Source organism: Microbacterium sp. LWH3-1.2 (assembly GCF_040675855.1).
In the GTDB taxonomy this organism is placed as follows: domain Bacteria; phylum Actinomycetota; class Actinomycetes; order Actinomycetales; family Microbacteriaceae; genus Microbacterium.
In genome coordinates this window covers 835422-861742 of record NZ_JBEGIK010000001.1, presented here as the reverse complement: position 1 = coordinate 861742, position 26321 = coordinate 835422, and the positions used below count along the sequence as shown (strand labels likewise).

Here is a 26321-nt window from a genome sequence, read left to right as displayed (position 1 = left end):
GAGGACATCGCGGGTGCGCTGAGGCGATGCTCACGGTTCCCTTCATCGAAAGAGATGTGTCGATGGCTCTGGGACGCGAGGTGCCATGGGACGAGGTACTCGCACTCGCGGCATCCCGGCAGCCAGCCGTGGAACGTATCCTCGACGCATCTGGTCGCGCACTGGGGACCCTGATCGCAGCGGTCGCCAACCTCACATGCCCTGACCTGGTGATCATCGGCGGCACGACCACCACACCCGGACAGAACACGGACTCGAGCAGCCTCCGACATCGGTCACTCGTGCCGGGCGTGTGGGCGACGAGCGGGAATCTTGCGCTGGGGACGACCCGTCCGGAGCGGAAACGAAGAGGCCGGTCGGAGCTCTTCGCCTCCGACCGGCCTCTTCGATGCGTGAGGACCGCTGCTCTGAAAAAGAACAGGGCCCGCTGTGCGCGAGGGGGGAGTTGAACCCCCACGCCCTTTCGGGCACTGGCACCTGAAGCCAGCGCGTCTGCCTATTCCGCCACTCGCGCGAGCCGCGTGATCCTTCAGATCCCGCGAAACTCAACTTCCCGAGGATATCATGCGTCGCGGCCCCTTCCGAACTCACCTGATCGGGGGCGCGATCCATCACGGGTACAGCGTGTGCAATTAGCATGTAGCAACCGGCACCCCCCTCTAGAGGAGCTCCGTGGGACTACTTGACAGCTTCGAGAAAGGTCTGGAGCGCGCAGTCAACAGCGCGTTCGCCAAGACCTTCCGCAGCGGCATCCAGCCTGTCGAGATCGCATCGGCCCTGCGCAGCGAGCTCGACAAGAAGGCGGCCGTCGTCAGCCGCGACCGCATCCTCGCGCCGAACACGTTCACGGTGCGACTGTCGCCCGCCGACGACGATCGCATCTCAGCGCTCGGCGACGCGCTCCTGCACGAGCTCGACACGCTCGTCCATGCGCACGCGAAAGCACAGGGATACTCGTTTGCCGGCCCCGTGACGATCGCGATCCGACGCGACGAGGAGCTCTCGACCGGCACCCTCCGCGTCGAGTCTTCGACCGCCCAGGGTGGGCGCGTGTCGTGGCGCGGCGTCGTCGACGTCGAAGGGCGCCGCATCCCGCTGACGAAGTCGCGTACCGTCATCGGCCGCGGCAGCGACGCCGACATCACGGTCGCCGACTCCGGCACGAGCCGCAGGCACGTCGAGATCCTCTGGGACGGCGAGCGCGCCATGGTGCGCGATCTCGGCTCCACCAACGGCACGATGCTCGACGGTCGCAAGGTGACCGAGGCGGCGCTCCCGCCCGACGCCACCGTGCGCATCGGACGCACCGACATCGTGTTCCGCGTCGTCGCGCAGGCGAGTGCGGTCAGGCCGGCAGCATCCGTCGACGATGCGACCCGGGCGTTCGACCCGCAGGAGAGGGGCCCGCTGGCATGAGCGAGCTCACCCTGCTGCTGCTGCGCATCGGATTCCTGGTGCTGCTGTGGGCGTTCGTCTTCGCCGTCGTGTACTCGCTGCGCGCCGACCTTTTCGGAGTGAAAGTCAGGCGGATGCCGGATGCTGCAGCCGCCGCAGCGGCCGCACCCGCGGCATCCGCTCCCGGCTCCGCCTCGTCCGTCACCGCACCGGTCGCGGCCGCGCCGCCGGCCAAGCCCGGTGGACCCGCGACGACCGCCACCGCGTCGCGTATCGTCATCACGAGCGGACCGAAGACCGGACTCGAACTTCCGTTGGGGAACGAGCCCCTCACGATCGGCCGCTCGAGCGAGTCGGGCCTCGTCGTCCGCGATGACTACACGTCGAGCCACCACGCGCGCCTCGTGCTGTGGGGCGACCAGTGGATGATCCAGGATCTCGATTCGACGAACGGCACCTGGCACGACGGCGTGCGTGTGACCGCCCCGGTCCCCGTGAACCTCGGCGCTCCGATCAAGGTCGGCGCGACGACGTTCGAGCTGCGGAAGTAGCGGGCGGACCCCTCGCACATGGTCTTCCAGGGCTCGAGCGCCGCGATCTCGCACACCGGCAAGGTGCGCTCCAACAACCAGGACTCCGGGTACGCCGGCTCGAACCTGTTCGTCGTCGCCGACGGCATGGGAGGCCACGCCGGCGGCGACGTCGCGTCGAGCCTCGCGATCTCCCGACTCGAGGGGCTGGACAGGCCGTTCGAGTCGACCGCCGAGGCGGAGCGGGCGCTGCGTGACGCGATCTCGGACGCCGCGGTCGACCTGGTCGACACGGTCGGCGTCCGGCCGGAGCTCGCCGGCATGGGCACCACCGTCAGCGCGCTGATCATGGTGGACGACTACGCCGTCATCGCCCACATCGGCGACTCGCGCATCTACCTGTTCCGCGACGGCGCCCTCACCCAGATCACGACGGACCACACGTTCGTCCAGCGCCTCGTCGACTCGGGCCGCATCACTCCCGAGGAGGCGCGCTACCACCCGCGTCGCTCCGTGCTCATGCGCGTGCTCGGCGACATGGACACCGACCCCGAGCTCGACACGTTCATCATGCCGACGCAGCCCGGCGACCGCTGGCTGCTGTGCTCGGACGGGCTGTCGGGCGTGGTCGACGACCCCCATACGTCCAAGGCCCTCGGGCTGGGCCTCGCTCCCGGCCGTACGGCCGACAACCTGCTCAAGCAGGCTCTCGACGGCGGCGCCCCCGACAACGTCACGATCGTCATCGTCGACGTCGGCGGACAGCATCCGCTGTTCTCGGGAACGCCCACGATCGTCGGGTCTGCGTCGAACCCGGTCGGCGTCGAGGTGCCCGCGGCCGCGCCGCGGCGCTCGAGCTGGCTGCACCCGAACCGCCAGGCGGCCAACGAGCCCACCCACTTCGAGCCGGCGCCCGAGTTCCTCGAGGAGCTCATCGAAGAGGATCGCCGGCGCGCCCGGCGGCGCCGCATCGGGTGGATCGCGGGCGTCGCCCTCGTGCTCGTGATCATCGCGGGGGCCGCGTGGCTCGGCTACCAGTGGACGCAGACGCGCTACTTCGTCGGGGCGGATGAGGACACTGTCGTGATCTACCAGGGCGTTCAGCAGAACATCGGCCCGATCTCACTGTCGACCCCGTACGAAGACACCGGGATCCCGCTCGATTCGCTGTCGGAGTTCGCCCGTGCGACGGTGGAGGGGACGATCTCGGCGAACTCGCTCTTGCATGCGCGGCAGATCGTGTCGGGAATCAGCGACCTGGCGGGAGGAGGCGGATGAGCGCCCCCACGAGCACACCCACCGACGCGGTCTCGACCGATACGGCCGTCGTGCGGGCGCTGCGTCGCATCCGCGTGCCGCAGACCCAGCGCAACCGCGAACTGGCGCTGCTGATCTTCGCGTTCGCGATCAACGGCTCCGCGATCGCACTCGTGCAGCTCGGCGCGCAGGACTTCATCGACTGGACGTTCCTCGTCTACTGCGGCGGCCTCACGGCCCTCGTGATCGCGCTGCACATCCTGCTGCGCCTGCGCGCCCGCGCCGCCGACCCGTTCGTCGTCCCGATCGCAACGCTCCTCACCGGACTCGGCCTCGCGATGATCTACCGGCTCGACCTGTACTGGGAGCGCCACGGGTGGGACGCGTTCTCGACGCGGCAGCTCGCGTGGGCGGCGATCGCCCTGGTCGCGGCGATCCTCGTGGTGATGTTCCTCAAGAACTACCGCGTGCTGTTCCGGTACACGTACATCTTCGGGTTCGTCGGCATCGTGCTGCTGATCCTGCCGGTGATCCCAGGACTCAGCGGCGGCGGCAACGCCGACGTGTGGGTCGACCTCGGCTTCTTCACCTTCCAGCCCGGCGAACTCGCGAAGATCGCCCTCGGCATCTTCTTCGCCGGCTATCTCGTCCGCACGCGGGAGAGTCTGACCTCGACCGGCACGCGCTTCCTCGGCATGACCTGGCCCCGCGCGCGCGAACTCGGGCCGCTGCTCGTCATCTGGCTCGTGTCGCTCGGCATCATCGTGCTGCAGCGCGACCTCGGCACCGGCGTGCTCATCTTCGGCATGTTCGTCGCGATGCTCTACGTCGCCACGGGCAAGACCAGCTGGGTGCTCATCGGCGTCGTGCTCGCGGTGTCGGGGGCGTTCCTCGCGTCGCGGATCCTGCCGTACGTGGGCGCGCGCTTCAACAACTGGCTCGACGCGTTCAACCCCGAGCTGATGGACGACTCCAGCTACCAGCTCGTCAACGGCATCTTCGGCATGGCGAACGGAGGCCTGCTGGGCACCGGCCTCGGCCAGGGGCGGCCGTACCTGACGCCGGTCGCCGAGAGCGACTACATCCTCCCGGCGCTCGGCGAGGAGCTCGGCCTCATCGGGGTCTTCGCGATCCTGTGCCTGTACATGGTGTTCACGAGCCGCGGCATCCGCATCGGCCTCGCCGGGCAGGACGACTTCGGCAAGCTGCTGGCGACCGGCCTGTCGTTCACGATCGCCCTGCAGGTGTTCATCATGGTCGGCGGCGTCACGCGGCTCATCCCGCTCACCGGCCTCACCACGCCGTTCCTCGCCGCGGGCGGTTCGTCGCTCGTGGCGAACTGGATCATCGTGGCCCTCCTCCTGCGCATCTCCGACGCCGTGCGGAGCCGGCCGAGGGTGGTGATCGGCTAGATGACCAAGGAGCTGCGCCGACTCAGCATCCTGATGCTGGTCATGTTCCTCGCGCTGTTCGGGTCTACGAGCTGGATCCAGGTGATCCAGACCGACGAGCTCGCCGCGAACCCCGCGAACCGCCGCGCACTGTACGACTCGTACGAGGTGCAGCGCGGGTCGATCATCGCGAGCGGCTCGGCCATCGCGTCCTCGGTGCCCTCGGGCGACCTCTACAGCTGGCAGCGCGTATACACGGATGCCGAGATGTGGGCGCCCGTCACCGGCTATATCAATCCCGCCCTGAACTCGGCGACCTGGATCGAGCAGGCGATGAACCAGGAGCTCAGCGGCACGGCGGGCTCGCAGTTCCTCTCGCGCGTCGAGCGCATCTTCACCGGGCAACCCCCGCGCGGATCGAACGTCGTGCTGTCTCTCGACGCCGACGTGCAGCGCGCGGCGTACGAGGCGCTCGGCGATCTGCAGGGCGGCGTGATCGCTATCGAGCCGTCGACCGGACGCATCCTCGCCATGGTGACGAGCCCGAGCTACGACACCAACGTGCTCGCCTCGCATGCCACGGGCGAGGTCAACGCCGCGTACGACGCTCTCGTCGCCGACCCCGGAAAGCCGCTGTCGAACCGCGCGATCGCCGGCGATCTCAACCCGCCCGGGTCCACTTTCAAGCTCGTGGTCGCCTCGGCGGCCCTCGCGTCGGGCGAATACACGCCGGCGTCGACGCTCCCCAACCCGGCGACCTATCAGCTGCCGCAGTCGTCGAGCGTCGTGCACAACGCCAGCGGCGGCACGTGCGGCGGCGGCGACACGGTCACGCTCGCCGATGCGCTGCGGCTGAGCTGCAACATCCCGTTCGCCGAGCTCGCGGTCGAACTCGGCGACACCGCGATCCGCGAAGAGGCCGAGAAGTACGGCTTCAATCTGTCGTTCGAGCTGCCGGTCACCTCAACGGCGTCCGGCTATCCCCGCACGATCCAGGACGACGCGCAGACCGCACTGAGCGGCTTCGGCCAGGGCCAGGTCACCGCGACGCCGCTGCAGATGGCGATGGTGTCGGCGGGCATCGCGAACGGCGGGATCGTGATGGACCCGAGGATGGTGGACCGCGTGATCGGCCCGGATCTGTCTGTTCAGAAGACCTTCGACGACAGTGAATTCGGGCGGGCGCTCGAGGCGGACCTGGCGGACGAGCTGGTTCAGATGATGGTCGCCAATGTCAGTGACGGTGCCGCGTCGGGTGCAAGAATAGACGGGGTCGACGTGGCCGGAAAGACGGGAACCGCGGAGAACACGGGCGATGAGCCGTACACGCTCTGGTTCACCGGGTTCGCACCTGCCGACAACCCCGAGGTCGCCGTCGCCGTGGTCGTCGAGGACGGCGGCAGGCAAGGACAATCGGGCAGCGGCAACACCATCGCCGCTCCTATCGCGAAGAAGGTCATGGAGGCGGTGCTGGGACGATGAGACCGACGCAGGGCGTGACCTTCGGCGGCCGATACGAACTCGATTCGCGCATAGCGATCGGCGGCATGGGCGAGGTCTGGGAGGCGACCGACCACGTCATCGGGCGAACCGTCGCCATCAAGATCCTCAAAGACGAGTACATGGGCGATCCGGGCTTTCTGGAACGCTTCCGTGCCGAAGCCCGCCACGCGGCGCTCGTCAACCACGAGGGCATCGCCAGCGTGTTCGACTACGGCGAGGAGAACGGCAGCGCCTTCCTCGTGATGGAGCTCGTTCCCGGCGAGGCACTGTCGACGATCCTCGAGCGCGACGGAACCCTGTCGACCGACAAGACCCTCGACATCGTCGCTCAGACGTCCGCGGCGCTTCAGGCGGCGCACGCGGCCGGCCTCGTGCACCGCGACATCAAGCCCGGCAACCTCCTCATCACGCCCGACGGGCGCGTGAAGATCACCGACTTCGGCATCGCGCGCATCGCCGACCAGGTGCCGCTCACCGCCACCGGACAGGTGATGGGGACCGTGCAGTACCTGTCGCCCGAGCAGGCGTCGGGACACCCGGCGTCCCCTGCCACCGACATCTACTCGCTCGGCATCGTCGCTTACGAGTGTCTCGCGGGCAAGCGCCCGTTCACAGGCGAGTCGCAGGTCGCGATCGCGATGGCGCAGATCAACGAGCAGCCGCCCGCGCTGCCCGCGACGGTCGCCGTTCCCGTGCAGAACCTCGTGATGGCGATGATCGCCAAGAAGCCCGAGGAACGCCCGGCGTCGGCGGCAGCCGTCGCGCGCGCCGCCTCGGCGCTGCGCCGTGGCGATGTCGCCGCCGCCGCGGCGGCGGTCCCGGCGATCGCGGGCGCGGTCGCCGCAGGCGATGCGGCGACCCAGCTCCTCGCCTCCGGCTCCGACACGTCTGCGGCGACCCGCCTCCTGCCCGCACCGGGCGAAGAGGGCGCCGACGAGACCCCGGAGAAGAAGAAGCGCAGCCCCTGGACGTGGCCGCTGATCGCGCTCATCGCCCTGCTGCTGCTCGTGCTGATCGGCACCATCTGGGCGGTCGTCGCGAACTCGGGCAACGAGCCCGAACCCGACCCGACGAAGAGCTCCGCCTCGCCGTCCGCGACGCCGACCGACACTCCGACCCCGACGCCCACCACGGTGAACGTCGTCGCGGACGACTACGTCGGGCAGGACTGCCCCACGGCGTCGGCCGCCCTCGACGCTCTCGGCCTCGGCGCGAACTGCCAAGAGGGCAACGCCTCGCCCGACGAGGCCAGCGTCGGCAAGATCTACAGTGTCACCCCGACGGGAAACGTGCCGAAGAGCACGATCATCGAGCTGACGACCTACGCGGGCCAGACCCCGATGCCGCCCCCCGCGACCCCGACGTTCCAGGGATCACCGGCGACCGTCGAGCCCGGCGGCGACCTGACGGTGATGTGGGACGGCTACACGTGCCCATCGGGCACCGGCTCGGTGAGCTCGTACACGTTCGCAGTCCAGAACGGCACGATCGCCAACGGCCCGAACTTCCCGCAGAACGCGCGCAACGCGACGGTGACCGCGGGCGACACGGCCGGTCAGACCGTCATCGTCACGTACACCGTGACCTGCAGCGGCGGCACGGCGGGCAACCGTACGTCGGGTGCGTCCGGCGAGGCGACCGTGCTGATCGAGGCCGCGACCCCGACTCCGACGCCCACGCCGTGAGCTTGGCTGAGTGAGTCCTCCGAGCGGGTCGTACGGCACGTGCGACCCGCTCGGGCTCGGCTAGTGTGGCTGATGTTCCAGGCAGGGAGTGACCGTGACAGCTGAGCCGCGCGTGCTTTCGGGGCGCTATCGCATCGATGAGCCGATCGGCCGGGGCGGCATGGCGAGTGTCTACCGCGGGTACGACCTCACGCTCGGCCGCGAGGTCGCGATCAAGATCCTCGACCGCGAGCTGGCCGACGACAACGCGTTCCGCACCCGGTTCCGCCTGGAGGCGCAGGCAGCTTCCCGCATGGCGCATCCGACGATCGTGCGCGTCTACGACGCCGGCGAGGACTCCCTGACCACCCCGGACGGCACGGTGCGCCCCGTCCCGTTCATCGTGATGGAGCTCGTCAAGGGACGCCTTCTCAAGCAGATCATCGCTGCGGGCCCGGTTCCCGTGACGGATGCCGTCCGCTACGTCGACGGCATCCTCGAGGCTCTCGAGTACTCGCACCGCGCGGGCGTCGTGCATCGCGACATCAAGCCCGGCAACGTCATGGTGACGGATGCCGGTCAGGTGAAGGTCATGGACTTCGGCATCGCCCGCGCCGTGTCGGATTCGTCGTCGACGGTCGCCGAGACCACGCAGATCCTCGGCACCGCCGCGTACTTCTCGCCTGAGCAGGCCAAGGGGGAGCCCGTCGACGCGCGCGCCGACGTGTACTCGACGGGTGTGGTGCTGTACGAGCTCTTGACCGGCCGCCAGCCGTTCCGCGGCGAATCCCCGGTCGCGGTCGCGTACCAGCACGTGAGCGAGGCACCGGTCCCGCCGTCCGAGGTGAACGAGACCGTGCCGCGGGCGCTGGACACGGTCGCGCTCCGCGCCCTCGCGAAGGATCCGTTCCAGCGCTACCAGGACGCAGCAGGGTTCCGCGAGGCCCTCGACGCGACCGTCGACGGCAGGCAGCCCACCAAGCGCCAGGTCGGCGCCCTCACGAGCGAGCTCTACGGACCCAACCCGCGGCAGGCCGCCGAGACCGCACGATCGCTGCGTCAGCTGAGCACCGACACCACGATGAAGCGCACGCAGGCCGGGCCACCGGTCGCGTGGATCTGGGCGGGCGTGGCGCTGCTCGCGGTGCTGCTCATCTCGCTGCTGTTCTGGGTGCTCACGATCCAGCCGCGCGACGAGCTTCCGGGCAACGCGCGCGAGGTGCCGGACGTGTCGGGGATGACGTACGAGCGGGCGAACGACACCCTCGCCGAATCGGACCTCCGCGCGATCCGCGTGGACGAGGAGAGCACCGAGGTCGCGGAGGGCAACGTCATCCGCACCGATCCCGACGCCGGGACGTCGGTCACCCCGGATCAGCAGGTGAAGGTCTACGTGTCGACCGGCCAGCAGATGTCGACCGTGCCCACGCTCGCCGGACTGGGACAGGATGCCGCGACCACCGCCATCACCGGAGCGGGCCTGCAGCTGGGCACCATCACGCAGCAGAACGACAAGGATCTCGCCGCGGGAACGGTCATCTCGAGCAACCCTGTCGACGGGTCGAGCGTGCCCACCGGCACGATGGTGAACCTCGTGGTCGCCTCCGGCCGGGTGGCCATCAACGACGTGCGGGGCTACACGGTGGACGCCGCGACGCGGGAGCTCGAGGGACTCGGCCTGACCGTGATCCCCGCGGAAGACCCGAACTGCGCGGGCTCCACCCCGCCGACGGTGTCGTCGCAGTCGCTGACGCCTGGCGACGTCGCCGTGCACTCGGAGATCACGCTGACGTACTGCACGGGCGCCTGAGCCGACGGCACGCCGCCCCGGCTCAGCGCCGGGGACTCAGCGCCGCACCCCGGGCCGCGGCATCCGTGTACCCGACCGAGGCGAGCCAGTTGCCGAGCAGCCGATAGCCCCCCTCGGTGAGCACGCTCTCGGGGTGGAACTGCACCCCGACGATGGGGGCGGTGCGGTGCGCGACGCCCATGATGACGCCGCTCGCCGTGCGGCTCGTGACGACGAGGTCGTCGGGCAGCGTCTCGGGAATGATCGCGAGCGAGTGATAGCGGGTCGCGGTGAACGGATCGGGCAGTCCGTCGTAGAGGTGCGAGGAGTCGTGGTGCACGAGCGACGTCATGCCGTGCATCAGCTCGGGGGCGTGGTCGACCGTGGCGCCGAACGCCTCGCCGATCGCCTGATGACCGAGGCAGACTCCGAGGAGCGGGATGCCGCCCGCCGCCGCCGCATGGACCACCTCGATCGACGCGCCGGCGTCGCCGGGGCTTCCTGGTCCGGGGGACACGAGGACGCCGGGCCGACCGGAGATGGCGCGCGCGGGGTCGCCGAGGGCGTCCGCCTCGACCAGGTCGGTGTCGGCGCCCAGCTCGTGGAGGTACCCGATCAGGGTGTGCACGAAGCTGTCGTGGTTGTCGACGACGAGGACCGGCGCCGACGCCGAGGGGTCGGTCACGACAGCGGAACCCCGCCCGGTGCGGCGGGGAGCGTCACAGTGACCTCCTGCGGGTTCACGAACTGGCTCACCCACGGGAAGACGTAGAAGAGGAGTCCGTACAGCACCGCGGCGATCAGCACGAGCAGGATGAGGACCCGTACCCACGCCGGGCCGGGAAGGATCCGCCAGAGACCCGCGTACATCAGGCCACCGCCTGGAGGGAGGCCGGCTCGCCCACGGAGCGGGGGGTGAACGACTCGAACACACCGTACGCCACGATGCGCTCGGTCATCGCATACATCGGGCTGCAGCTCGTGAGCGTGATGTAGGCCGTCCCCGCGGGGACGTCCATCGCCTGGGGGACCGGAAGGAGCACCTCGACCTCGTTCGGAGTGACGTACTCGAGGGTGCGGAAGCGGTACGTGTACCAGCCCTCCTGCGTCTCGACGACGATCGCGTCGCCGACGTGCAGATCGGCGATGCGGTTGAAGGGCTTGCCCCACGTGGTGCGGTGCGCGGCGAGGGCGAAGTTGCCCGGCTCGCCCGGCATTCTCGTTCCCGGGTAGTGCCCGATGCCTATGGGATCGAGGGTGCGGGCGCGCGTCACACCGCCGGCCATGCGCACGGCGTAGTCGGCGCCGAATCGGGGGATCCGCATGACCGCGAACTCCACGCCGTCGGCAGGCTCGGCGAGCACGGGGGGCGCCGAGGTGACGGGCACGACCTCGGGGTCCGCCTCGGAGCCCGTCGTGGGGGCGGGCGCGGCCTCGGGATTCTGCTCCTCGTATCGCGCCTGCCATTCCTGCGACAACTCGGTGCCTTCGGCGTTGCGCTCGGCGCCATAGATGAGGTCGCCTACCCACAGCTGCCACACGACGTAGAGGAGCACGATGACGCCGGCGGTGATGAGGACCTCGCCGATGACGCCGACGACGGACGTGCGCCGGCGTGGGGTCCTCACCCTGCGGGCAGATCGCCTCGGGCCGGGCAGCGCGTCATCCACAGGTGGATTCTAATCAGGGCGGGCTGTGGCGTGGCTGGCAGTTAGACTCTTGTGCATGGCACGACCCGGCAAAGACGACGACTCTCTCGTCGAGCGCGCAGAAGGCGAAGCCGCACCCAACCCGGTGTGGTTCAAGCCGATCATGATCGGACTGATGCTCATCGGTCTGGTGTGGATCCTCGTCTTCTACCTGAGCGGCATGGCGTTCCCGATCCCCGACATCGGGGCATGGAACCTCGTGATCGGCTTCGGCATCGCCTTCATCGGCTTCCTGATGACGACGCGCTGGCGATAGCGACACTTCGAAGAGAAACCCCGGTCTCTGACGACCGGGGTTTTTCCGTGCCCGGATGCTGCGAATCCGGCCGATCCGGAGTTGTTAACAAGTCTGTTAACACCTGTGAATTACACCCATGTCATTCTCCCCAGGGTGTGGATGAACCTGTGGATAACTCGGGTCAGAGGATCACGAGCGCCGGGAAGAAGACGGGCACGAGCAGCAGCGCCACCAGGCCCGCACCGACGGCGACGAGCAGGCCGATCTGCAGTCCGCGCTGGCGGACCGCACGCGTGCGCGTGAAGATGAAGGCGACGAGCAGCCCGACGACGAGTCCGCCGACGTGGGCCTGCCACGACACGTTGAATCCGGGAATGAACCCGATCACGAGGTTGATTCCGAGGACAAGCGCGATGCCGGCGATGTTCGCGCCGATGTGACGCCCGATCACCAGGAGCGCTCCGAAGAGGCCGAAGATGGCCCCGGATGCCCCGACCACGGGCGTCGTGAACGACAGGAGCGTCACCGCGACCGAGCCGCCGAGTGCGCTCAGCAGATACAGCGTGAGGAATCGCCAGCGCCCGAGAAGAGGCTCGAGACTTCGCCCGATCATCCACAGGGCCAGCATGTTGAGTCCCACATGCCAGATGCCCGAATGCACCAGCGCGACGGTGAGCAGACGCCAGGGCTGGGAGGTGCCCCTGAACTCGGGGTAGAGCAGCGGCGCCCAGAAATACAGCGCGTCCTGGACGGCGCCGCCGAAGCCGCCGGGGATCAGCGTGAGCAGGTAGACGAACGCCGTGATCGCGATGATCGTGTAGGTCACGACCGGCTGCCCCGACGACGCCGACATCGCGCGAGGGCGAGACCACCGTCGCTCCGCCTTCTTCTGCGCGGGCGACTGCGCCTTCTGCTGGTCGCGCAGGCACTCCGGGCAGATGACTCCGACGGCGCCCTGCGTCTGGCACTCCGGGCAGATCGTGCGCAGGCAGCGCTGGCAGAGCACGAAGCTCTGTCGGTCCGGATGCCGGTAGCAGAAGTTTTCGCGATTGCGCTGGAAGTCCTGCGTGCTCACGCGGGCCCCGTCTCTGTCTTGCCTGGGTCAGGGATGCGGACGTCCGGGTCCGGGCAGCGCGCGCTGCTCCGGACCCGGTCGGCACCGAGCGCTCAGACCGCGGCGATGTCGATCGACTCGATGACGACGGGCTCGACCGGGCGGTCGCCGGCAGCCGTCGGCACCTCGCTGATGGTGTCGACGACGGCCTTCGATGCGTCGTCGGCGACCTCGCCGAAGATGGTGTGCTTGCCCTGCAGCCACTCCGGGCCGCGCCCACCCTGGCCGGGGACCGTGATGAAGAACTGCGAGCCGTTGGTGCCCTCGGGCTGACCGGTGATCGCGTTGCGGCGCAGGCCCGCGTTCGCCATGGCGAGCTTGTACGGAGCGGTGAAGGTGAGCTCGCCGTTGATCTCGTCGTTGAAGTTGTACCCGGGACCGCCGACGCCCTGACCGAGCGGGTCGCCGCCCTGGATCATGAAGCCCGAGATGATCCGGTGGAAGATGACGTCCTTGTAGAGCGGTCCGTCGCCCGGCTTGCCGGTCGCCGGGTGCGTCCAGGCCTGCGAACCGTCGGAGAGGCCGATGAAGTTCTGCACCGTGCGAGGCGCCTGGTCGCCGAACAGGTTGACGACGATGTCGCCGTAGTTGGTGTGGATCGTTGCGACAGCAGTGTGAAGCGGCATTCCTACATTGTCTCAGAGTTCCCTGCAACCCCTCCCGTCTCAGCGGTCGTCTGGCAAGATGAAGAGACCGACATCCCCACGACAGGGAGGGCAACCGTGAGCCTCAGCCGCAAGCGCAAGAAGGAACTCCAGAAGCTTCAGAAGCAGGCCGGAAACCTGTGGGAGGCCCAGCAGGTGCTGGTCGGGGAGGCCGCGACCGTCGCCCGTGAGGCGAGTCGCCAGCTCGGTCACTACGGTCGCGAGCAGGTCAAGCCGCAGGTGCAGGCGAGCTACGGCAAGTACGCCGCCCCCTACGTCGACAAGGGCAAGAAGGTCGTGAACAGCACGGTCATCCCCGCTGCGGGCGCCGTGGTCGGCTCCGCGCTGTCGGTGTGGGACGCCGCGAACGAGCAGCGCTCGCACCTCGCCTCCGGGCGCGGGTTCGCCTTGCCGTCGTCCTGGGCGAAGGCCGCGCCGGTTCCGGCGAAGAAGGGCATCGGCGCCGGCGGCGTCATCGCCATCATCCTCGGGGTCGCCGCTGCGGTCGGCGTGCTGTACGCCGCGTGGCAGACGTTGCGCGCCGATGACGAGCTCTGGGTTGCGGACGACCCGCTGCGCGCACCGGATGCCTGAGCCCACCACGGGGGAGACTCTGACCGGGGTCGACCGCGTCCGCGCGGCGGCGGCCGAACGCAGCCTCGACGTCGAGATCCGGGAGCGTCCGGCGGCGAACAGCCTGCCGGAGGCTGCGGCGATTCTCGGCATCCCGCCGTCGGGAATCGTGAAGACGCTCGTCGTCAAGCGCAGCGACGACACCTACTTGTTCGCCCTGATCCCAGGCGACCGCGCGATCTCGTGGCCCAAGCTGCGCGCCGTGGTGGGCGTCAATAAGCTCCAGCTCCCTGACCCGGCGCGCGCGCTGGCGGCCACAGGCTACGAGAGGGGCACGATCGTGCCCCTCGGCAGTACGCACGACTGGCCGATCTTCGCGGACGGCGAGATCGTGGGCCAGCGCATCGCGATGGGAGCCGGCGCCCACGGGTACAGCATGTTCGTCGACGCCGACGCGCTCATCGCCGCGTACGGCGCGACGGTCGCCGACATCTCGCAGCCCATCGACTGACGGCACCGGTATCGGTCAGTCCGCCGGTGGCAGTTCGATCCCCGCCATGTCGAGGGCGATGTCGACCAGTTTGACCCGCTGAAGGCCGCGGACCTCTGCGAGGGAGAACCACTCGGCGCGATCCGTCGAGCCACCGGTCTCGTTGCGGAGCTTGCCACCCGTGATGCGTGCGCGATAGACGATGCGCAGCGTGTGCAAGGGAAGGTCCGAGCCGGGCTTGAGCCTGCGCCCCGGGGGAACCACACGGGAGTGGATGCCGAGGAGCCCCTCGATCTCGACCCGGTAGCCGGTCTCTTCCTTGACCTCACGGCGGGCGGCGCTCGCGGGGTCCTCACCGGGCTCGAGCCCACCGCCGGGCATCGTCCACGCGGCACGGCGACCCTCGTTCCAGTGCGCGAGCAGCAGCCGGTCTTGATCGTCCATGATCACCGCGTAGGCTGCGACGCGCAGGTCCATGCTTCACCCTAACCGCGCCGGCCTCGTGGGAGAACGCGGAAGCCGGTCCCTCTCGGAACCGGCTTCGTGTCTGTGGAGCCTAGGAGATTCGAACTCCTGACATCCTGCTTGCAAAGCAGGCGCTCTACCAACTGAGCTAAGGCCCCGGGGCTTACGGTGGGGCTACCAGGACTTGAACCTGGGACCTCTTCATTATCAGTGAAGCGCTCTAACCGCCTGAGCTATAGCCCCGCTTTGACTGCGGAACCTGCGCTCCGCAACCTCCAAGACTTTACCCGACGATTCTTGATTTCACGAATCGGCCTGGTTGACTGGGCTCGTGGCGCGGACTTCTCACCCCGGCGAGCCGCACGGCGTCGGCCTCGGACAGCGACTCAACTGGCTGCGTGCGGGTGTTCTCGGGGCGAATGACGGCATCGTGTCGGTCGCCGCGCTTGTCGTCGGGGTTGCGGGAGCGACGACGAACACCGGGGCACTGTTCACCGCCGGAATCGCCGGTCTCGTCGGCGGCGCCATCTCGATGGCCCTGGGCGAGTACGTCTCGGTGAGCAGTCAGCGCGACTCCGAGCGGGCGCTCATCGCCAAGGAGAGCGGGGAGCTGCGTGACATGCCCGACGCGGAGCTCGAAGAGCTGACACAGCTCTACCGCGACCGCGGTCTGACCGACGCCACCGCCCGTCAGGTCGCGCATGAGCTCACGGCGCACGACGCGTTGTCCGCGCACCTCGAGGTGGAGCTCCACATCGACCAGCACGACCTCGTGAACCCGTGGCACGCCGCGACCTCATCCGCGATCGCGTTCACTCTCGGCGCGCTTCTGCCGCTCCTGGCGATCCTGCTCCCACCGCCCGAGTGGCGCGTGCCCGTCACTTTCGTCGCCGTACTCGTCGCCCTGGCCGCGACCGGAACGATCTCCGCCCACCTCGGCGGTGCCCCCAAGGCGCGGGCAGCCACCCGCCTCGTGCTCGGAGGCGCGTTCGCCCTCGTCGCGACCTGGCTCATCGGTACGCTGCTCGGCACCACCGTGGTGTAGGCCGCACACGCCGAGCGCCGGCATCCGTCATCGAATACCGGCGCCGAGCGTCGTGCGTCAGTTCGAGGTGAAGCCGACCAGCAGGCCGCCGGTCACCTTGACCGCCAGGTTGTAGATACCTGCGATCACGGCACCGAGCACCGTCACGACCACGAGGTTCAGGATGGCGACGACCGCCGAGAAGGCCAGCACCTGCGGGAAGTTGATGAACTGCGAGAGCAGGATGCTGCCGTCGGAGAAGCTCGCGAAGAACTTGTCGGCCTCACCGATGAGGCCGGTGGTCTGCACGACCAGGAACACCATCACGAAGGCGACGACCGTCACTACCGCGATGGCGATCGCGGCGAGGAAGGACAGCTTCACCGCGGACCAGAAGTCCACGTACACCAGCCGCAGGCGAACCTGCTTGGCGCTGGTCTTGTGACTGGATTTCTTTGCGAGCTTGTCGGCTACCGTGCTCATGCGTCAGTGCTCTCTTCGGGGGTCTCGGGGGAGGCATCCGACCCGTCGTTGTCTTCTGATGACGGGATCTCCGGTGACGGTTCCTGCTCGGCTCCGCCAGGGGCATCCTCGGGTTCTTCGGCGAGGCCGCGTTCACCGTTACGGGCGATCGCGAGGATGCGGTCGTCGTCGCCGGAGCGGGCGAACACGACACCCATCGTGTCTCGACCCTTGGCGGGGACCTCGGCCACGGCAGAGCGTACCACCTTGCCGCTGGCAAGAACCACCAAGACCTCGTCGTCCTCGGAGACGATCAGACCACCCGCGAGATCGCCGCGATCCTCGTTCAGCTTGGCCACCTTGATGCCCAGTCCGCCGCGGTTCTGCACGCGGTACTGGTCGACCGCGGTGCGCTTCGCGTACCCGCCTTCGGTCACCACGAACACGTAGCCGTCGTCGGTCGCGACGGATGCCGAGAGCAGGCTGTCGCCGGGGCGGAAGTCCATTCCCTTCACCCCGGACGTCGAGCGACCCATCGGTCGCAGCGCCGAATCGGTCGCCGAGAAGCGCAGCGACATGCCGTGGCGGCTGATGAGGAGGATGTCGTCGCCTTCGTCCACGAGCAGGGCGCTGACGACCTCGTCCTCGGGGCCGGCCTCGACCTCGTCGCCTTCTTCGGGGACCTGGCCGCGGATCTTGATGGCGATGATCCCGCCCTGACGGTTGGTGTCGTACTCGGTGAGTCGCGTCTTCTTGACGAGACCGCTGCGCGTCGCGAGCACGAGGTAGGTCGCGACGGAGTAGTCGCGGATGTCGAGGATCTGGGCGATCTCCTCGTCGGGCTGCAGAGCGAGGAGGTTCGCCACGTGCTGGCCCTTGGCGTCGCGTCCGGCCTCCGGCACCTCATACGCCTTCGAACGGTACACGCGGCCCTTGTTCGTGAAGAACAGCAGCCAGTGGTGCGTCGTGGTGACGAAGAAGTGCTCGACCACGTCGTCGGCCCGCAGCTGCGCGCCCTTGACGCCCTTGCCGCCGCGGTGCTGCTGGCGGTAGTTGTCGCTGCGCGTGCGCTTGATGTAACCGTCGCGCGTGACCGAGATGACCATCTCCTCTTCTGGGATCAGGTCTTCCATCGACATGTCGCCGTCGAACCCATGGAGGATGTGCGTGCGGCGCTCGTCGCCGAACTTGTCGACGATCGCCGTGAGCTCCTCGCGGATGATGTCGCGCTGGCGCTGCGGTGTGGCCAGGATCTCCCTGTAGTCGGCGATCTGCAGCTCGAGCTCGGCGGCCTCATCGATGATCTTCTGCCGTTCGAGGGCCGCGAGCCGGCGCAGCTGCAGTTGGAGGATGGCATCGGCCTGCGCCTCGTCGACGTCGAGGAGCTTCTGCAGTCCCTCGTTCGCCTCCTGGGCGTTGGGCGACCGGCGGATGAGCGCGATGACCTCGTCGAGCGCGTCGAGCGCCTTGAGGTAGCCGCGCAGGATGTGCATGCGCTCTTCGGCCTTGCGCAGACGGAAGCTGGTGCGACGGACGATGACGTCGATCTGGTGCTCGAGCCACAGCGTGACGAAGCCGTCGAGCGACAGCGTGCGCGGCACGTTGTCGACGATCGCGAGCATGTTGGCGCCGAAGTTCTCCTGCAGCTGGGTGTGCTTGTACAGGTTGTTCAGCACGACCTTCGCGACGGCATCCCGCTTCAGAACCACCACGAGGCGCTGACCTGTGCGGTCCGAGGTCTCGTCGCGGATGTCGGCGATGCCGGTGATCTTGCCATCGCGGGCGAGGTCGCCGATCTTGACCGCGAGGTTGTCGGGGTTGACCTGGTACGGCAGCTCGGTGATGACGAGGCAGGTACGGCCCTGGAGCTCCTCGATGGAGACGACGGCGCGCATCGTGATCGAGCCGCGGCCGGTGCGGTACGCCTCGCGGATGCCCTTGGTGCCGAGGATCTGCGCGCCGGTCGGGAAGTCCGGGCCGGGGATGCGCTCCATGAGCGCCTCGAGCAGCTCTTCGCGCGATGCCTCGGGGTGCTCGAGCGCCCACAGCGCGCCGGCGGAGACCTCGCGGAGGTTGTGTGGCGGGATGTTGGTCGCCATGCCGACCGCGATGCCGACCGAACCGTTGACGAGCAGGTTCGGGAAGCGCGCCGGCAGCACCGACGGCTCCTGGGTCTGGCCGTCGTAGTTGTCGTGGAAGTCGACGGTCTCTTCCTCGATGTCTCGCACCATCTCGAGCGCGAGCTGGGCCATCTTGGTCTCGGTGTACCGCGGGGCGGCTGCGCCCATGTTGCCGGGCGAGCCGAAGTTGCCCTGACCCTGCGCGAGCGGGTAGCGCAGCGACCACGGCTGCACGAGCCGGACGAGGGCGTCGTAGATCGCGGTGTCGCCGTGCGGGTGGTACTGACCCATGACCTCGCCGACGACGCGCGCGCACTTCGAGAACGACTTGTCGGGACGGAACCCGCCGTCGTACATGCCGTAGATGACGCGGCGGTGGACCGGCTTGAGGCCGTCGCGCACGTCGGGGAGCGCGCGGCCGATGATGACGGCCATCGCGTAGTCCAGGTAGCTGCGCTGCATCTCGAGCTGCAGGTCCACCTGATCGATGCGGCCGTGGTCGTGCTCGGCGTTCGGGTCGGGACGCTCTTCGTCTGCCATGTGTTCTTCGATTCTTCTGTGCGTTTCGAGATCGTCTTGTGGCGTTTCGACTCGCTGCGCTCGCTCAACGACCGGGGCAGCTCGCTGCGCTCGCCTGTGCTAAATGTCGAGGAAGCGGACGTCCTTGGCGTTGCGCTGGATGAATGTGCGGCGCGACTCGACGTCCTCGCCCATCAGCACCGAGAAGATCTCGTCCGCGGCCGCCGCGTCGTCGATGGTCACCTGGCGGAGCGTCCGCGTGCTGTGGTCCATCGTGGTCTCCCACAGCTCCTTGGCGTTCATCTCGCCGAGACCCTTGTAGCGCTGGATTCCCTCCTTCGGGATCCGCTTGCCGTTCGCGAGGCCGTCGGCGAGCAGCGCGTCCCGCTCCTTGTCGGAGTAGACGTACTCGTGCGGGGAGTTGGTCCACTTGAGGCGGTACAGGGGCGGCATCGCGAGGTACACGAAGCCGGCCTCGATGAGTCCCCTCATGTAGCGGAACAGCATGGTGAGCAGCAGCGTGGTGATGTGCTGGCCGTCGACGTCGGCATCCGCCATCAGCACGATCTTGTGGTAGCGCGCCTTGTCGATGTCGAAGTCCTCGCCGATGCCCGTGCCGAAGGCCTGGATCATGGCTTGAACTTCGCGGTTGCCCAGCGCCTTGTCGAGGCGCGCGCGCTCGACGTTGAGGATCTTGCCGCGCAGGGCCAGGATCGCCTGGGTGTGCGGGTCGCGGCCCTGCACCGCCGAACCGCCGGCCGAGTCGCCCTCGACGAGGAAGATCTCGCTGATCGACGGGTCCTTGCTGGTGCAGTCCTTGAGCTTGTCGGGCATCGCGGCCGACTCGAAGACACTCTTGCGACGCGCGGTCTCGCGCGCCTTGCGGGCCGCCATGCGGGCGGTCGCGGCATCGATCGCCTTGGTGATGACGCGCTTGGCCTGCACCGGGTTGCGGTCGAGCCAGTCCGCGAGCTGATCGCCGACGACCTTCTGCACGAAGGCCTTCGCCTCGGTGTTGCCGAGCTTGGTCTTGGTCTGCCCCTCGAACTGCGGCTCGGAGAGCTTGACCGAGATCACGGCGGTGAGACCCTCGCGGATGTCGTCGCCGGTGAGGTTGTCGTCCTTCTCCTTGAGAAGGTTCTTGTCGCGCGCGTAGGCGTTGATCCGCGTGGTCAGCGCGGCGCGAAAGCCCTCCTCGTGCGTGCCGCCCTCGTGCGTGTTGATCGTGTTCGCGAAGGTGAAGACGTTCTCGGTGTAACTCGACGTCCACTGCATCGCGAGCTCGAGCGAGATGTGTCGAACGGTGTCCTCCGACTCGATCTCGATGATCTCCTCGTTCACGACGTCGGCGTGACGCACCTTGTTGAGGTACTCGACGTAGTCGACGAGTCCTCGCTCGTAGTAGAAGTCGTCGAACGGCTGGCGCTCCTCGGAGCCTCCGCCCTCGGCATCCGTCACATACGTGGACTCGGGGCGCTCGTCGGAGAGCGTGATGCGCAGCCCCTTGTTGAGGAACGCCGTCTGCTGGAAGCGCGTGCGCAGCGTGTCGAAGTCGAAGTTCACCGACTCGAAGATGGTGTCGTCGGGCCAGAACTGGATGATCGTTCCGGTCTCTTCGGTCGGCTCTCCCTTGGCGAGGGGCGCCTGCGGCTGCCCGCCGTCGCGGTAGGACTGACGCCAGACGTGACCCTGGCGCCTGACCTCCACCTCGAGGCGCGTCGAGAGCGCGTTCACGACCGACGAGCCCACGCCGTGCAGGCCCCCCGAGACCGCGTACCCGCCGCCGCCGAACTTGCCGCCGGCGTGGAGCACGGTCAGCACGACCTCGACGGTCGACTTGCCCTCTGTCCGATGGATGTCGACCGGGATGCCGCGACCGTTGTCGACACAGCGGATGCCGCCGTCGGGCAGGATCGTGACGTTGATCGTGTCGCAGAAGCCGGCGAGAGCCTCGTCGACGGAGTTGTCGACGATCTCGTACACCAGGTGGTGGAGGCCGCGCTCACCGGTCGAGCCGATGTACATGCCGGGGCGTTTGCGGACGGCCTCGAGGCCCTCGAGCACCTGGATGGCGTCTGCCCCGTAGTCGTTGGGTGATCCGTGGGGAGCCGGAGTGGGCGTTTCGGGTTCCTCGGAAACGTTATCGGGGTTGTCAGACGTCATCTTCGCGAGGGCTCCAAATCCTTCGACACGGGCCCTGACAGTCTATCGGGTAACGGCCCGATCACAGCGCTCTACGCCCCTGTAAGGGGATGAAACTCGCTTGGATGTCTCCCGACGTGGCTTATCCGTAGGTATCGCGCGGACCCCGCCCTGGAATCGTTCTGGGACCCCATTTCCAGGAGGGGACGTCCGGCCCGATGAAACGGACCGCGTCCACCCCCGCCTCGGGGTACCGCCGGACGATCTCCGAGAGGATCTGCGCGCGCATCAGCTGGAGCTGCTTCGCCCATGCCGTCGAGTCGGCCTGGATGGTGAGCGTCCCGTTCGAGAACGCGACGGGCCGGGTGTGCTTCGCGGTGTCCTCGCCGGCCACCTGATCCCACGCGCGCACCACGTCCTCCCGTGCGAGCTGAGGGTCCCAGCCTGCCTCGCGGGTGAGGTCTGCCAGCACGTCGCCGACGCCGCGAGGGTCGCGCCCCGGGGCGAACGGGATGTTCTCGTCGTCCTCGGTGCGACGGCGGCGCTTGCGGTACGACCGTGCGGAGGGCTCCAGCCCGCGCAGGCGCAGGTAGGTCGAGATCGTCTCCGGGACGGCTGTGCGATCGAGGGGAGCAGGCTTCGCGGGCACGGATGCTGCGTCCCGCGGCGGCTCGGGCCCCGAGCTTGTCGAAGCGTCAGCCATCCATCTCCTCCGACTGGACGGGGCCGAGGATGCGGCCGGCCTCGACGCGCACCATCCGCGCGCGGAGCTCTCCGGGCACGTCGCCCTCGACCGCGGCGGTCACCACCACCTGCTCGTAGTCGGCGGCCAGGTGCGCCAGGCGGGCGCGGCGATCGGTGTCGAGCTCGGCGAAGACGTCGTCGAGGATGAGGACGGGGTCGCCGAGGCGCGAATCCGCACGGAGGAGTTCGGCCGAAGCCAGCCGCAGCGAGAGTGCGACCGACCAGGACTCGCCGTGGGACGCGTATCCCTTCACCGGAAGACCGCGGATCCGCAGGAGCAGGTCGTCACGGTGCGGTCCCACCAGCGTGATGCCGCGCTCGAGCTCGGACGCGCGCTTCGCCGCGAGCGCCTGACGGAAGAGCTCCGCGATCCGGGTGGTCGAGGTATCCGTCCGTCCTGACTCCACGGTCGGCCCGGCGGCCGCGGGATGAGCCGAACCGCTGTCGCCGTCTTCGCCGGTGTCGGCCCCGGCGATCGAGAGAGCCCACTCGATCTCGGGGCTGTGATCGGCGCCGGCGATCGCCATGTATGCGGCCGCGAGGGGGGTCGCCAGATCAGTGGCGAGGGCGAGGCGCGCGGCGATGAGCTGCGTGCCGAGCGAGACGAGCTTGTCGTCCCACACGTCGAGGGTCGACAGGGCGTCGCCGCGGATGCCGCGGGCCTTTGCGGACTTCAGCAGAGCGGTGCGCTGCTTGAGCACGCGGTCGTAGTCCGCGATCACACCCGCCATCCGCGGCGCACGCTGCACCAGGAGCTGGTCTGCGAACCGGCGGCGCGCGGACGGATCGCCGCGCACGATCTGCAGGTCCTCCGGGGCGAAGAGCACGACCTGCGCGTAGCGAGGGAGTTCTGCCGGCTTCACCGGTGCGCCGTTGACCCGTGCCTTGTTGGAACCCTGCCGGTTCACCTGCACCTCGAGCTGCACGCGACGCTCGCCGTGGGCCAATCGAGCACGGATGATCGCGGCATCGGCTCCGTCCCGCACCATGGGTGCGTCGTTCGAGACCCGGTGCGAGCCCAGCGTGGCGAAGAAGCCGATGGCCTCGGCAAGATTCGTCTTGCCCTGGCCGTTGCGGCCGACGAAGACGTTCGGACCGGGGCCGAGCTCGACGTCGGCGGCCGCATAGTTGCGGAAGTCGACGAGACTCAGGTGCTCCACGATCACCGGACAAGCCTAATGACCGGCTCCGACGAAGGTCTGGTCAGCGCCAGACCGGTCAGCGCAGCAGCAGGTTCGGCTGCAGAAGGTAGCGGAACGAGTCCGAACCGGCGCGGTCGACCGAGGTCTGCGGCGTGATGAGCACGGGGCTGAGCTTGTTCGCGTTCTCACTCGAGGTGAACGTGATTCGCACGAACTCGCTCTTCACCGCGCCGAGGGACTCGAGCAGATACTGAGGGTTGAGACCCAGCGTGACTTCGTCGCCGCCGAGCAGCGTCGCGTCGACGGACTCGGTGGCGCGAGCCTGCTCGGTGCCCGAGGCATCCATCGACACGCTGTCGGCCGTGAAGGTGAACCTCAGCGGGGCGGAACGGTCGAGCACGAGCGACACACGGCGCACGGCCTCGGCGAGCTCGGCGGTGTTGACGACGGCGTGATGCTCGGTCTGCTCGGGGAACAGGCGACGCACCGGGGGGAAGTTTCCCTTGATGAGCAACGACGTCACCGTCTTGTTGCCGGCGGTGAAGGCGATGATCTCGCGATCGCCCGAGCCGGAGAACGCGATCGAGATGTCGCCGCCGTGTGCGAACGTCTTGCCGACCTCGGTGAGGGTGCGCGCGGGAACGAGAGCCGTGGTCGACTCGTCGCTCGCAGTGGACCCGCCGTCCCACGGGATCTCGCGGAGCGCGACGCGGTAGCGGTCGGTGGCGACGAGGCTGAGGCTCGTTCCCGAGACCTCGAGCTGCACGCCCGTGAGCACGGGGGTGACGTCGTCGCGCGACGCGGCGAAGGCGACCTGAGCGATGGCGGTGGCGAAGTCCTCGGAAGGCACGAGCCCGGAGTCGCCGGTGACCTCGGGGATCGCGGGGTACTCCTGCACGGGCATGGAGGCCAGGGTGAACCGGGCCGAGCCGCACGTGAGAAGAATTCCGCCGTCCTCGTCGACCTCGATCTGGATCGGGGCGTTGGGCAGACGGCTGGCGATGTCGGAGAGCAGCCGGCCGTGGACGAGGATCGTGCCCGGTTCGTCGACAGTGGCCTCGATCGTGGTGCGCGCAGACGCTTCGTAGTCGAATGCGGCGAGCGAGAGACCTTCAGCGGATGCCTCGATCAGCACGCCGGCGAGGATCGGCTGAGGGTTGCGCTGCGGAAGGAGTTTGACGACGAACGATACGGCTTCGCTGAACACATCGCGATTGACGTGGAACTTCACGAACGCTCCCTCTGCAGCGGGCCCTTCGACTGCGGGCTCGGGGTTCTCATGCTAGTGCCAGCCTCCGAGATTGCCAGTCCGCTTCCGGTGACGGGGGTTGTCCACCGCAAAGGTGATCGGACGGGGTTCATCTCAAAGATTTCTTGTCATGGTGTTAACGGCTGTGGAAACTGTGGACAACCGTCGCCTCACCAGTCGGGAGACGGAAACCACACGCGTGTGAGTTGTGGAGACGCTCAGGAGAGCAGTCGGAAAGACGAATGACAAGACCTGTGGATTCCGCAATCCATCCACAGGTCTCCCCCGCTCGTTCACAGCGGTTTCCGCAGCTTGGGAGAGTTATCCACAGGTTTTCCACACTGTGAAGAACCGAAATGATGGCCCTGCTCCCCGCGCGTGTCAAGAACTTCTTCAGGCATATGCGCCGAAGGGCCCGCGCGCGTCGCGCACGGGCCCCTCGAGGGTTGTGGAGGACGCTTCAGCGACCGTTGCGGCCGAGCTGAGCGGTGATCTCCGTCACCTGGTTGTAGATCGACCGGCGCTCCTTCATGAGCTCGCTGATCTTCTTGTACGCGTACATCACGGTCGTGTGGTCGCGGTTGCCGAACAGCTGGCCGATCTTGGGCAGGGACAGGCTCGTGCGCTCGCGGCACAGGTACATGGCGATCTGACGGGCGGTGGCGACGGACTGCGACCGACTCGATCCGTAGAGGTCATCGACGGTGAGCTTGAAGTAGGCCGCGGTCGCCGTGATGATGTCGGTCGGCGAGATGACGTTGGCGTCGTCCTGATCGACGATGTCGCGCAGCACGGTCTGGGCCAGCGACATGTCGAGCGTCGAGCGGTTGAGGCTCGCGAACGCGGAGACACGGATGAGGGCGCCCTCGAGTTCGCGGATGTTGCTCGACACCACGGTCGCGATGTACTCCATCACCTCGTCGGGGATATGGAGTCGCTCGGACTGAGCCTTCTTTCGGAGGATCGCGATGCGCGTCTCGAGGTCGGGCGCCTGCACATCGGTGATGAGGCCCCACTCGAAGCGGCTGCGCATGCGGTCTTCGAAGCCGGTGAGGTGCTTCGGGGGCACATCGCTCGTGATCACGACCTGCTTGTCGTGGTCGTGCAGCTGGTTGAACGTGTGGAAGAAGGCTTCCTGCGTCTCGGCCCGGCCCTGGAGGAACTGGATGTCGTCGATCAGCAGGATGTCGACATCCCGGTATCGGGCCTGGAACGCCGAGCCGCGGTTGTTGGCGATCGAGTTGATGAAGTCGTTGGTGAATTCCTCGCTCGACACGTAACGCACGCGAATGCCGGCATAGAGGCTCAGCGCGTAGTCGCCGATCGCGTGAAGAAGGTGCGTCTTGCCGAGACCCGAGTCGCCGTAGATGAAGAGCGGGTTGTACGCCTTCGCCGGCGCCTCGGCCACAGCGACCGCCGCGGCATGGGCGAACCGGTTGGACTGCCCGATGACGAAGTTGTCGAACGTGTACTTCGGGTTCAGTCGCGTATCGCTGCGCGAGACGGATGCCGCGTCCCCCGGGTCGTCGAGGTGCGGGCGTCCGACAGGCGTGTTCTGGAGTCCGATCGGCGGCGCGACGGATGCCGCGACCGACTGGACCGGGATCGGCGCCGTGAGATGCACGTCGGCGAGATCCGGGTTGACGACGACGCGGAAGTTCGACGCGGGATCCTGGACGTCCTGGGCGACGCGCGTGAGCGCCTCCAAGATCGGCGCGCGCATGCGCTTGGTGAACTGGGCGGCGGTCAGATCGTTGGGAACGTCGAGATAGAGCGTTCCGCCCATGACACCCTGCGGAACGGCCAGACTGATGAAGCCGTGCAGCTGCGGGGTGATGCGATCGTCTCGCACGAGTTCGTCCAGAACGGCCGTCCAGACCGGTACATCTGGAACTTCGTGCGGTGTCATGGCCCCCCCGGGTTGTCGATGATTCCACGGGAGGCGCGGAACGTCGGTTCAGGCCTGTGGATAACTGCCGGAGCCACGCTAGTCAGGAGGCGTCGCGTGAGCAAACTCCACTGTAGGACCGGCCTGCGTGTCGGTGCCAGGGTCGGTCGCATCGCCGGTGCATAATGACACGTTCTGCGCTCGGTTTGAGTTCTCGGGCAACTCGACGTAGCCTTAATCGGTTGACTTATGCCTTCGTGGCAGTCGCC

Annotated in this window: 25 protein-coding genes and 3 tRNA genes; 12 read left to right on the top strand and 16 right to left on the bottom strand. The window is 68.0% G+C overall.

The window, feature by feature from the left end; genetic code table 11:
• Positions 1–26: 26 nt before the first annotated feature.
• A complete protein-coding gene (locus MRBLWH3_RS04110) occupies positions 27–449 on the top strand; it encodes a hypothetical protein (RefSeq protein ID WP_363428957.1) in 423 nt (140 codons plus the stop codon).
• Here MRBLWH3_RS04110 and MRBLWH3_RS04105 read toward each other — a convergent pair.
• Positions 431–514 (bottom strand) — tRNA-Leu (locus tag MRBLWH3_RS04105). The two genes, MRBLWH3_RS04110 and MRBLWH3_RS04105, sit on opposite strands and share 19 nt — an antisense overlap.
• Positions 515–672: 158 nt before the next feature.
• Here MRBLWH3_RS04105 and MRBLWH3_RS04100 point away from each other — a divergent pair.
• From MRBLWH3_RS04100 to pknB, 7 genes are all read left to right on the top strand, one after another.
• Positions 673–1416, top strand: coding sequence for a DUF3662 and FHA domain-containing protein (locus MRBLWH3_RS04100; protein ID WP_363428955.1), 744 nt, complete (start codon positions 673–675; stop codon positions 1414–1416).
• Positions 1413–1946 carry an FHA domain-containing protein FhaB/FipA gene (locus MRBLWH3_RS04095; RefSeq protein WP_363428953.1) on the top strand — a complete coding sequence of 178 codons (534 nt, stop codon included), beginning with the start codon at positions 1413–1415 and terminating at the stop codon, positions 1944–1946. The genes MRBLWH3_RS04100 and MRBLWH3_RS04095 overlap by 4 nt, the downstream gene beginning before the upstream one ends.
• A gap of 18 nt (positions 1947–1964) precedes the next feature.
• A complete protein-coding gene (locus MRBLWH3_RS04090) occupies positions 1965–3203 on the top strand; it encodes a PP2C family protein-serine/threonine phosphatase (RefSeq protein WP_363428951.1) in 1239 nt (412 codons plus the stop codon).
• Positions 3200–4594, top strand: coding sequence for an FtsW/RodA/SpoVE family cell cycle protein (locus MRBLWH3_RS04085; protein WP_363428949.1), 1395 nt, complete (start codon positions 3200–3202; stop codon positions 4592–4594). The genes MRBLWH3_RS04090 and MRBLWH3_RS04085 overlap by 4 nt, the downstream gene beginning before the upstream one ends.
• Complete coding sequence (locus tag MRBLWH3_RS04080; RefSeq protein WP_363428947.1) at positions 4595–6055, top strand: peptidoglycan D,D-transpeptidase FtsI family protein; 1461 nt, start codon at positions 4595–4597, stop codon at positions 6053–6055.
• Positions 6052–7761, top strand: a complete 1710-nt coding sequence (locus tag MRBLWH3_RS04075; RefSeq protein WP_363428945.1) for a serine/threonine-protein kinase — start codon at positions 6052–6054, stop codon at positions 7759–7761. Before MRBLWH3_RS04080 ends, MRBLWH3_RS04075 begins: the two co-directional genes overlap by 4 nt.
• A gap of 94 nt (positions 7762–7855) precedes the next feature.
• Positions 7856–9550, top strand: a complete 1695-nt coding sequence (gene pknB, locus MRBLWH3_RS04070; protein WP_363428943.1) for a Stk1 family PASTA domain-containing Ser/Thr kinase — start codon at positions 7856–7858, stop codon at positions 9548–9550.
• Positions 9551–9572: 22 nt separating this feature from the next.
• On the opposite strand, the gene MRBLWH3_RS04065 is transcribed toward pknB, so the two are convergent.
• Genes MRBLWH3_RS04065 through MRBLWH3_RS04055 form a run of 3 tightly spaced genes read right to left on the bottom strand, consistent with a single transcriptional unit; the run spans position 9573 to position 11157 of the window.
• On the bottom strand, positions 9573–10214 hold the full coding sequence (locus MRBLWH3_RS04065; protein ID WP_363428941.1) for an anthranilate synthase component II: 642 nt from the start codon (positions 10212–10214) through the stop codon (positions 9573–9575).
• Positions 10211–10399: a hypothetical protein gene (locus MRBLWH3_RS04060; RefSeq protein ID WP_363428939.1), complete on the bottom strand. Its 189-nt coding sequence runs from the start codon at positions 10397–10399 to the stop codon at positions 10211–10213. The genes MRBLWH3_RS04065 and MRBLWH3_RS04060 overlap by 4 nt, the downstream gene beginning before the upstream one ends.
• A complete protein-coding gene (locus tag MRBLWH3_RS04055; protein WP_363428937.1) occupies positions 10399–11157 on the bottom strand; it encodes a class E sortase in 759 nt (252 codons plus the stop codon). Before MRBLWH3_RS04055 ends, MRBLWH3_RS04060 begins: the two co-directional genes overlap by 1 nt.
• 97 nt (positions 11158–11254) lie before the next feature.
• On the opposite strand from MRBLWH3_RS04055, the gene MRBLWH3_RS04050 reads away from it, so the two are divergent.
• Positions 11255–11494, top strand: coding sequence for a cell division protein CrgA (locus MRBLWH3_RS04050; protein ID WP_045301992.1), 240 nt, complete (start codon positions 11255–11257; stop codon positions 11492–11494).
• A gap of 163 nt (positions 11495–11657) precedes the next feature.
• Here MRBLWH3_RS04050 and MRBLWH3_RS04045 read toward each other — a convergent pair whose 3' ends face one another.
• Both MRBLWH3_RS04045 and MRBLWH3_RS04040 read right to left on the bottom strand, forming a co-directional pair.
• Positions 11658–12551: a rhomboid family intramembrane serine protease gene (locus tag MRBLWH3_RS04045; RefSeq protein ID WP_363428935.1), complete on the bottom strand. Its 894-nt coding sequence runs from the start codon at positions 12549–12551 to the stop codon at positions 11658–11660.
• 92 nt (positions 12552–12643) lie between these two features.
• On the bottom strand, positions 12644–13216 hold the full coding sequence (locus MRBLWH3_RS04040; protein WP_363428933.1) for a peptidylprolyl isomerase: 573 nt from the start codon (positions 13214–13216) through the stop codon (positions 12644–12646).
• 96 nt (positions 13217–13312) lie between these two features.
• On the opposite strand from MRBLWH3_RS04040, the gene MRBLWH3_RS04035 reads away from it, so the two are divergent.
• Together MRBLWH3_RS04035 and MRBLWH3_RS04030 are read left to right on the top strand one after the other, a co-directional pair.
• A complete protein-coding gene (locus tag MRBLWH3_RS04035) occupies positions 13313–13828 on the top strand; it encodes a DNA helicase (RefSeq protein WP_363428931.1) in 516 nt (171 codons plus the stop codon).
• Positions 13821–14318: an aminoacyl-tRNA deacylase gene (locus tag MRBLWH3_RS04030; RefSeq protein ID WP_363428929.1), complete on the top strand. Its 498-nt coding sequence runs from the start codon at positions 13821–13823 to the stop codon at positions 14316–14318. The genes MRBLWH3_RS04035 and MRBLWH3_RS04030 overlap by 8 nt, the downstream gene beginning before the upstream one ends.
• A 15-nt stretch (positions 14319–14333) precedes the next feature.
• On the opposite strand, the gene MRBLWH3_RS04025 is transcribed toward MRBLWH3_RS04030, so the two are convergent.
• The 3 genes from MRBLWH3_RS04025 to MRBLWH3_RS04015 all read right to left on the bottom strand — a co-directional run bounded on the left by MRBLWH3_RS04025 (position 14334) and on the right by MRBLWH3_RS04015 (position 15005).
• Positions 14334–14774, bottom strand: a complete 441-nt coding sequence (locus MRBLWH3_RS04025; RefSeq protein ID WP_363428927.1) for an NUDIX hydrolase — start codon at positions 14772–14774, stop codon at positions 14334–14336.
• A 73-nt stretch (positions 14775–14847) separates the two neighbouring features.
• Positions 14848–14920 (bottom strand) — tRNA-Ala (locus tag MRBLWH3_RS04020).
• Positions 14921–14931: 11 nt separating this feature from the next.
• Positions 14932–15005: transfer RNA gene (locus MRBLWH3_RS04015), tRNA-Ile, on the bottom strand.
• A 76-nt stretch (positions 15006–15081) separates the two neighbouring features.
• Here MRBLWH3_RS04015 and MRBLWH3_RS04010 point away from each other — a divergent pair.
• Positions 15082–15807 (top strand): VIT1/CCC1 transporter family protein, encoded by a 726-nt coding sequence (locus MRBLWH3_RS04010; protein ID WP_414685283.1) that lies wholly within the window; start codon positions 15082–15084, stop codon positions 15805–15807.
• Positions 15808–15864: 57 nt separating this feature from the next.
• Here the strand turns inward: MRBLWH3_RS04010 and MRBLWH3_RS04005 are convergent, their stop codons facing one another.
• The 7 genes from MRBLWH3_RS04005 to dnaA form a co-directional block, all read right to left on the bottom strand.
• Positions 15865–16269 (bottom strand): DUF3566 domain-containing protein, encoded by a 405-nt coding sequence (locus MRBLWH3_RS04005; RefSeq protein WP_363428923.1) that lies wholly within the window; start codon positions 16267–16269, stop codon positions 15865–15867.
• Positions 16266–18908 carry a DNA gyrase subunit A gene (gyrA, locus tag MRBLWH3_RS04000; RefSeq protein WP_363428921.1) on the bottom strand — a complete coding sequence of 881 codons (2643 nt, stop codon included), beginning with the start codon at positions 18906–18908 and terminating at the stop codon, positions 16266–16268. The genes MRBLWH3_RS04005 and gyrA overlap by 4 nt, the downstream gene beginning before the upstream one ends.
• 99 nt (positions 18909–19007) lie before the next feature.
• Positions 19008–21050, bottom strand: coding sequence for a DNA topoisomerase (ATP-hydrolyzing) subunit B (gene gyrB, locus MRBLWH3_RS03995; protein WP_363428919.1), 2043 nt, complete (start codon positions 21048–21050; stop codon positions 19008–19010).
• Between the two features lie 121 nt (positions 21051–21171).
• Positions 21172–21732: a DUF721 domain-containing protein gene (locus MRBLWH3_RS03990; RefSeq protein WP_363428917.1), complete on the bottom strand. Its 561-nt coding sequence runs from the start codon at positions 21730–21732 to the stop codon at positions 21172–21174.
• Positions 21725–22939: a DNA replication/repair protein RecF gene (gene recF, locus MRBLWH3_RS03985; RefSeq protein WP_363428915.1), complete on the bottom strand. Its 1215-nt coding sequence runs from the start codon at positions 22937–22939 to the stop codon at positions 21725–21727. The genes MRBLWH3_RS03990 and recF overlap by 8 nt, the downstream gene beginning before the upstream one ends.
• A gap of 52 nt (positions 22940–22991) precedes the next feature.
• On the bottom strand, positions 22992–24146 hold the full coding sequence (gene dnaN / locus MRBLWH3_RS03980; RefSeq protein WP_363428913.1) for a DNA polymerase III subunit beta: 1155 nt from the start codon (positions 24144–24146) through the stop codon (positions 22992–22994).
• 478 nt (positions 24147–24624) lie between these two features.
• Positions 24625–26073, bottom strand: coding sequence for a chromosomal replication initiator protein DnaA (gene dnaA / locus MRBLWH3_RS03975; protein ID WP_363428911.1), 1449 nt, complete (start codon positions 26071–26073; stop codon positions 24625–24627).
• Between the last annotated feature and the right edge of the window lie 248 nt (positions 26074–26321).

Bases quoted from the DNA above. Each gene is read 5' to 3' on its own strand.
- MRBLWH3_RS04110 (WP_363428957.1), top strand. From the start codon at position 27: ATGCTCACGGTTCCCTTCATCGAAAGAGATGTGTCGATGGCTCTGGGA.
- MRBLWH3_RS04095 (WP_363428953.1), top strand. From the start codon at position 1,413: ATGAGCGAGCTCACCCTGCTGCTGCTGCGCATCGGATTCCTGGTGCTG.
- MRBLWH3_RS04090 (WP_363428951.1), top strand. From the start codon at position 1,965: ATGGTCTTCCAGGGCTCGAGCGCCGCGATCTCGCACACCGGCAAGGTG.
- MRBLWH3_RS04085 (WP_363428949.1), top strand. From the start codon at position 3,200: ATGAGCGCCCCCACGAGCACACCCACCGACGCGGTCTCGACCGATACG.
- MRBLWH3_RS04080 (WP_363428947.1), top strand. From the start codon at position 4,595: ATGACCAAGGAGCTGCGCCGACTCAGCATCCTGATGCTGGTCATGTTC.
- MRBLWH3_RS04075 (WP_363428945.1), top strand. From the start codon at position 6,052: ATGAGACCGACGCAGGGCGTGACCTTCGGCGGCCGATACGAACTCGAT.
- MRBLWH3_RS04060 (WP_363428939.1), bottom strand. From the start codon at position 10,399: ATGTACGCGGGTCTCTGGCGGATCCTTCCCGGCCCGGCGTGGGTACGG.
- MRBLWH3_RS04050 (WP_045301992.1), top strand. From the start codon at position 11,255: ATGGCACGACCCGGCAAAGACGACGACTCTCTCGTCGAGCGCGCAGAA.
- MRBLWH3_RS04040 (WP_363428933.1), bottom strand. From the start codon at position 13,216: ATGCCGCTTCACACTGCTGTCGCAACGATCCACACCAACTACGGCGAC.
- MRBLWH3_RS04030 (WP_363428929.1), top strand. From the start codon at position 13,821: ATGCCTGAGCCCACCACGGGGGAGACTCTGACCGGGGTCGACCGCGTC.
- MRBLWH3_RS04025 (WP_363428927.1), bottom strand. From the start codon at position 14,774: ATGGACCTGCGCGTCGCAGCCTACGCGGTGATCATGGACGATCAAGAC.
- MRBLWH3_RS04005 (WP_363428923.1), bottom strand. From the start codon at position 16,269: ATGAGCACGGTAGCCGACAAGCTCGCAAAGAAATCCAGTCACAAGACC.
- gyrA (WP_363428921.1), bottom strand. From the start codon at position 18,908: ATGGCAGACGAAGAGCGTCCCGACCCGAACGCCGAGCACGACCACGGC.
- gyrB (WP_363428919.1), bottom strand. From the start codon at position 21,050: ATGACGTCTGACAACCCCGATAACGTTTCCGAGGAACCCGAAACGCCC.
- MRBLWH3_RS03990 (WP_363428917.1), bottom strand. From the start codon at position 21,732: ATGGCTGACGCTTCGACAAGCTCGGGGCCCGAGCCGCCGCGGGACGCA.
- dnaA (WP_363428911.1), bottom strand. From the start codon at position 26,073: ATGACACCGCACGAAGTTCCAGATGTACCGGTCTGGACGGCCGTTCTG.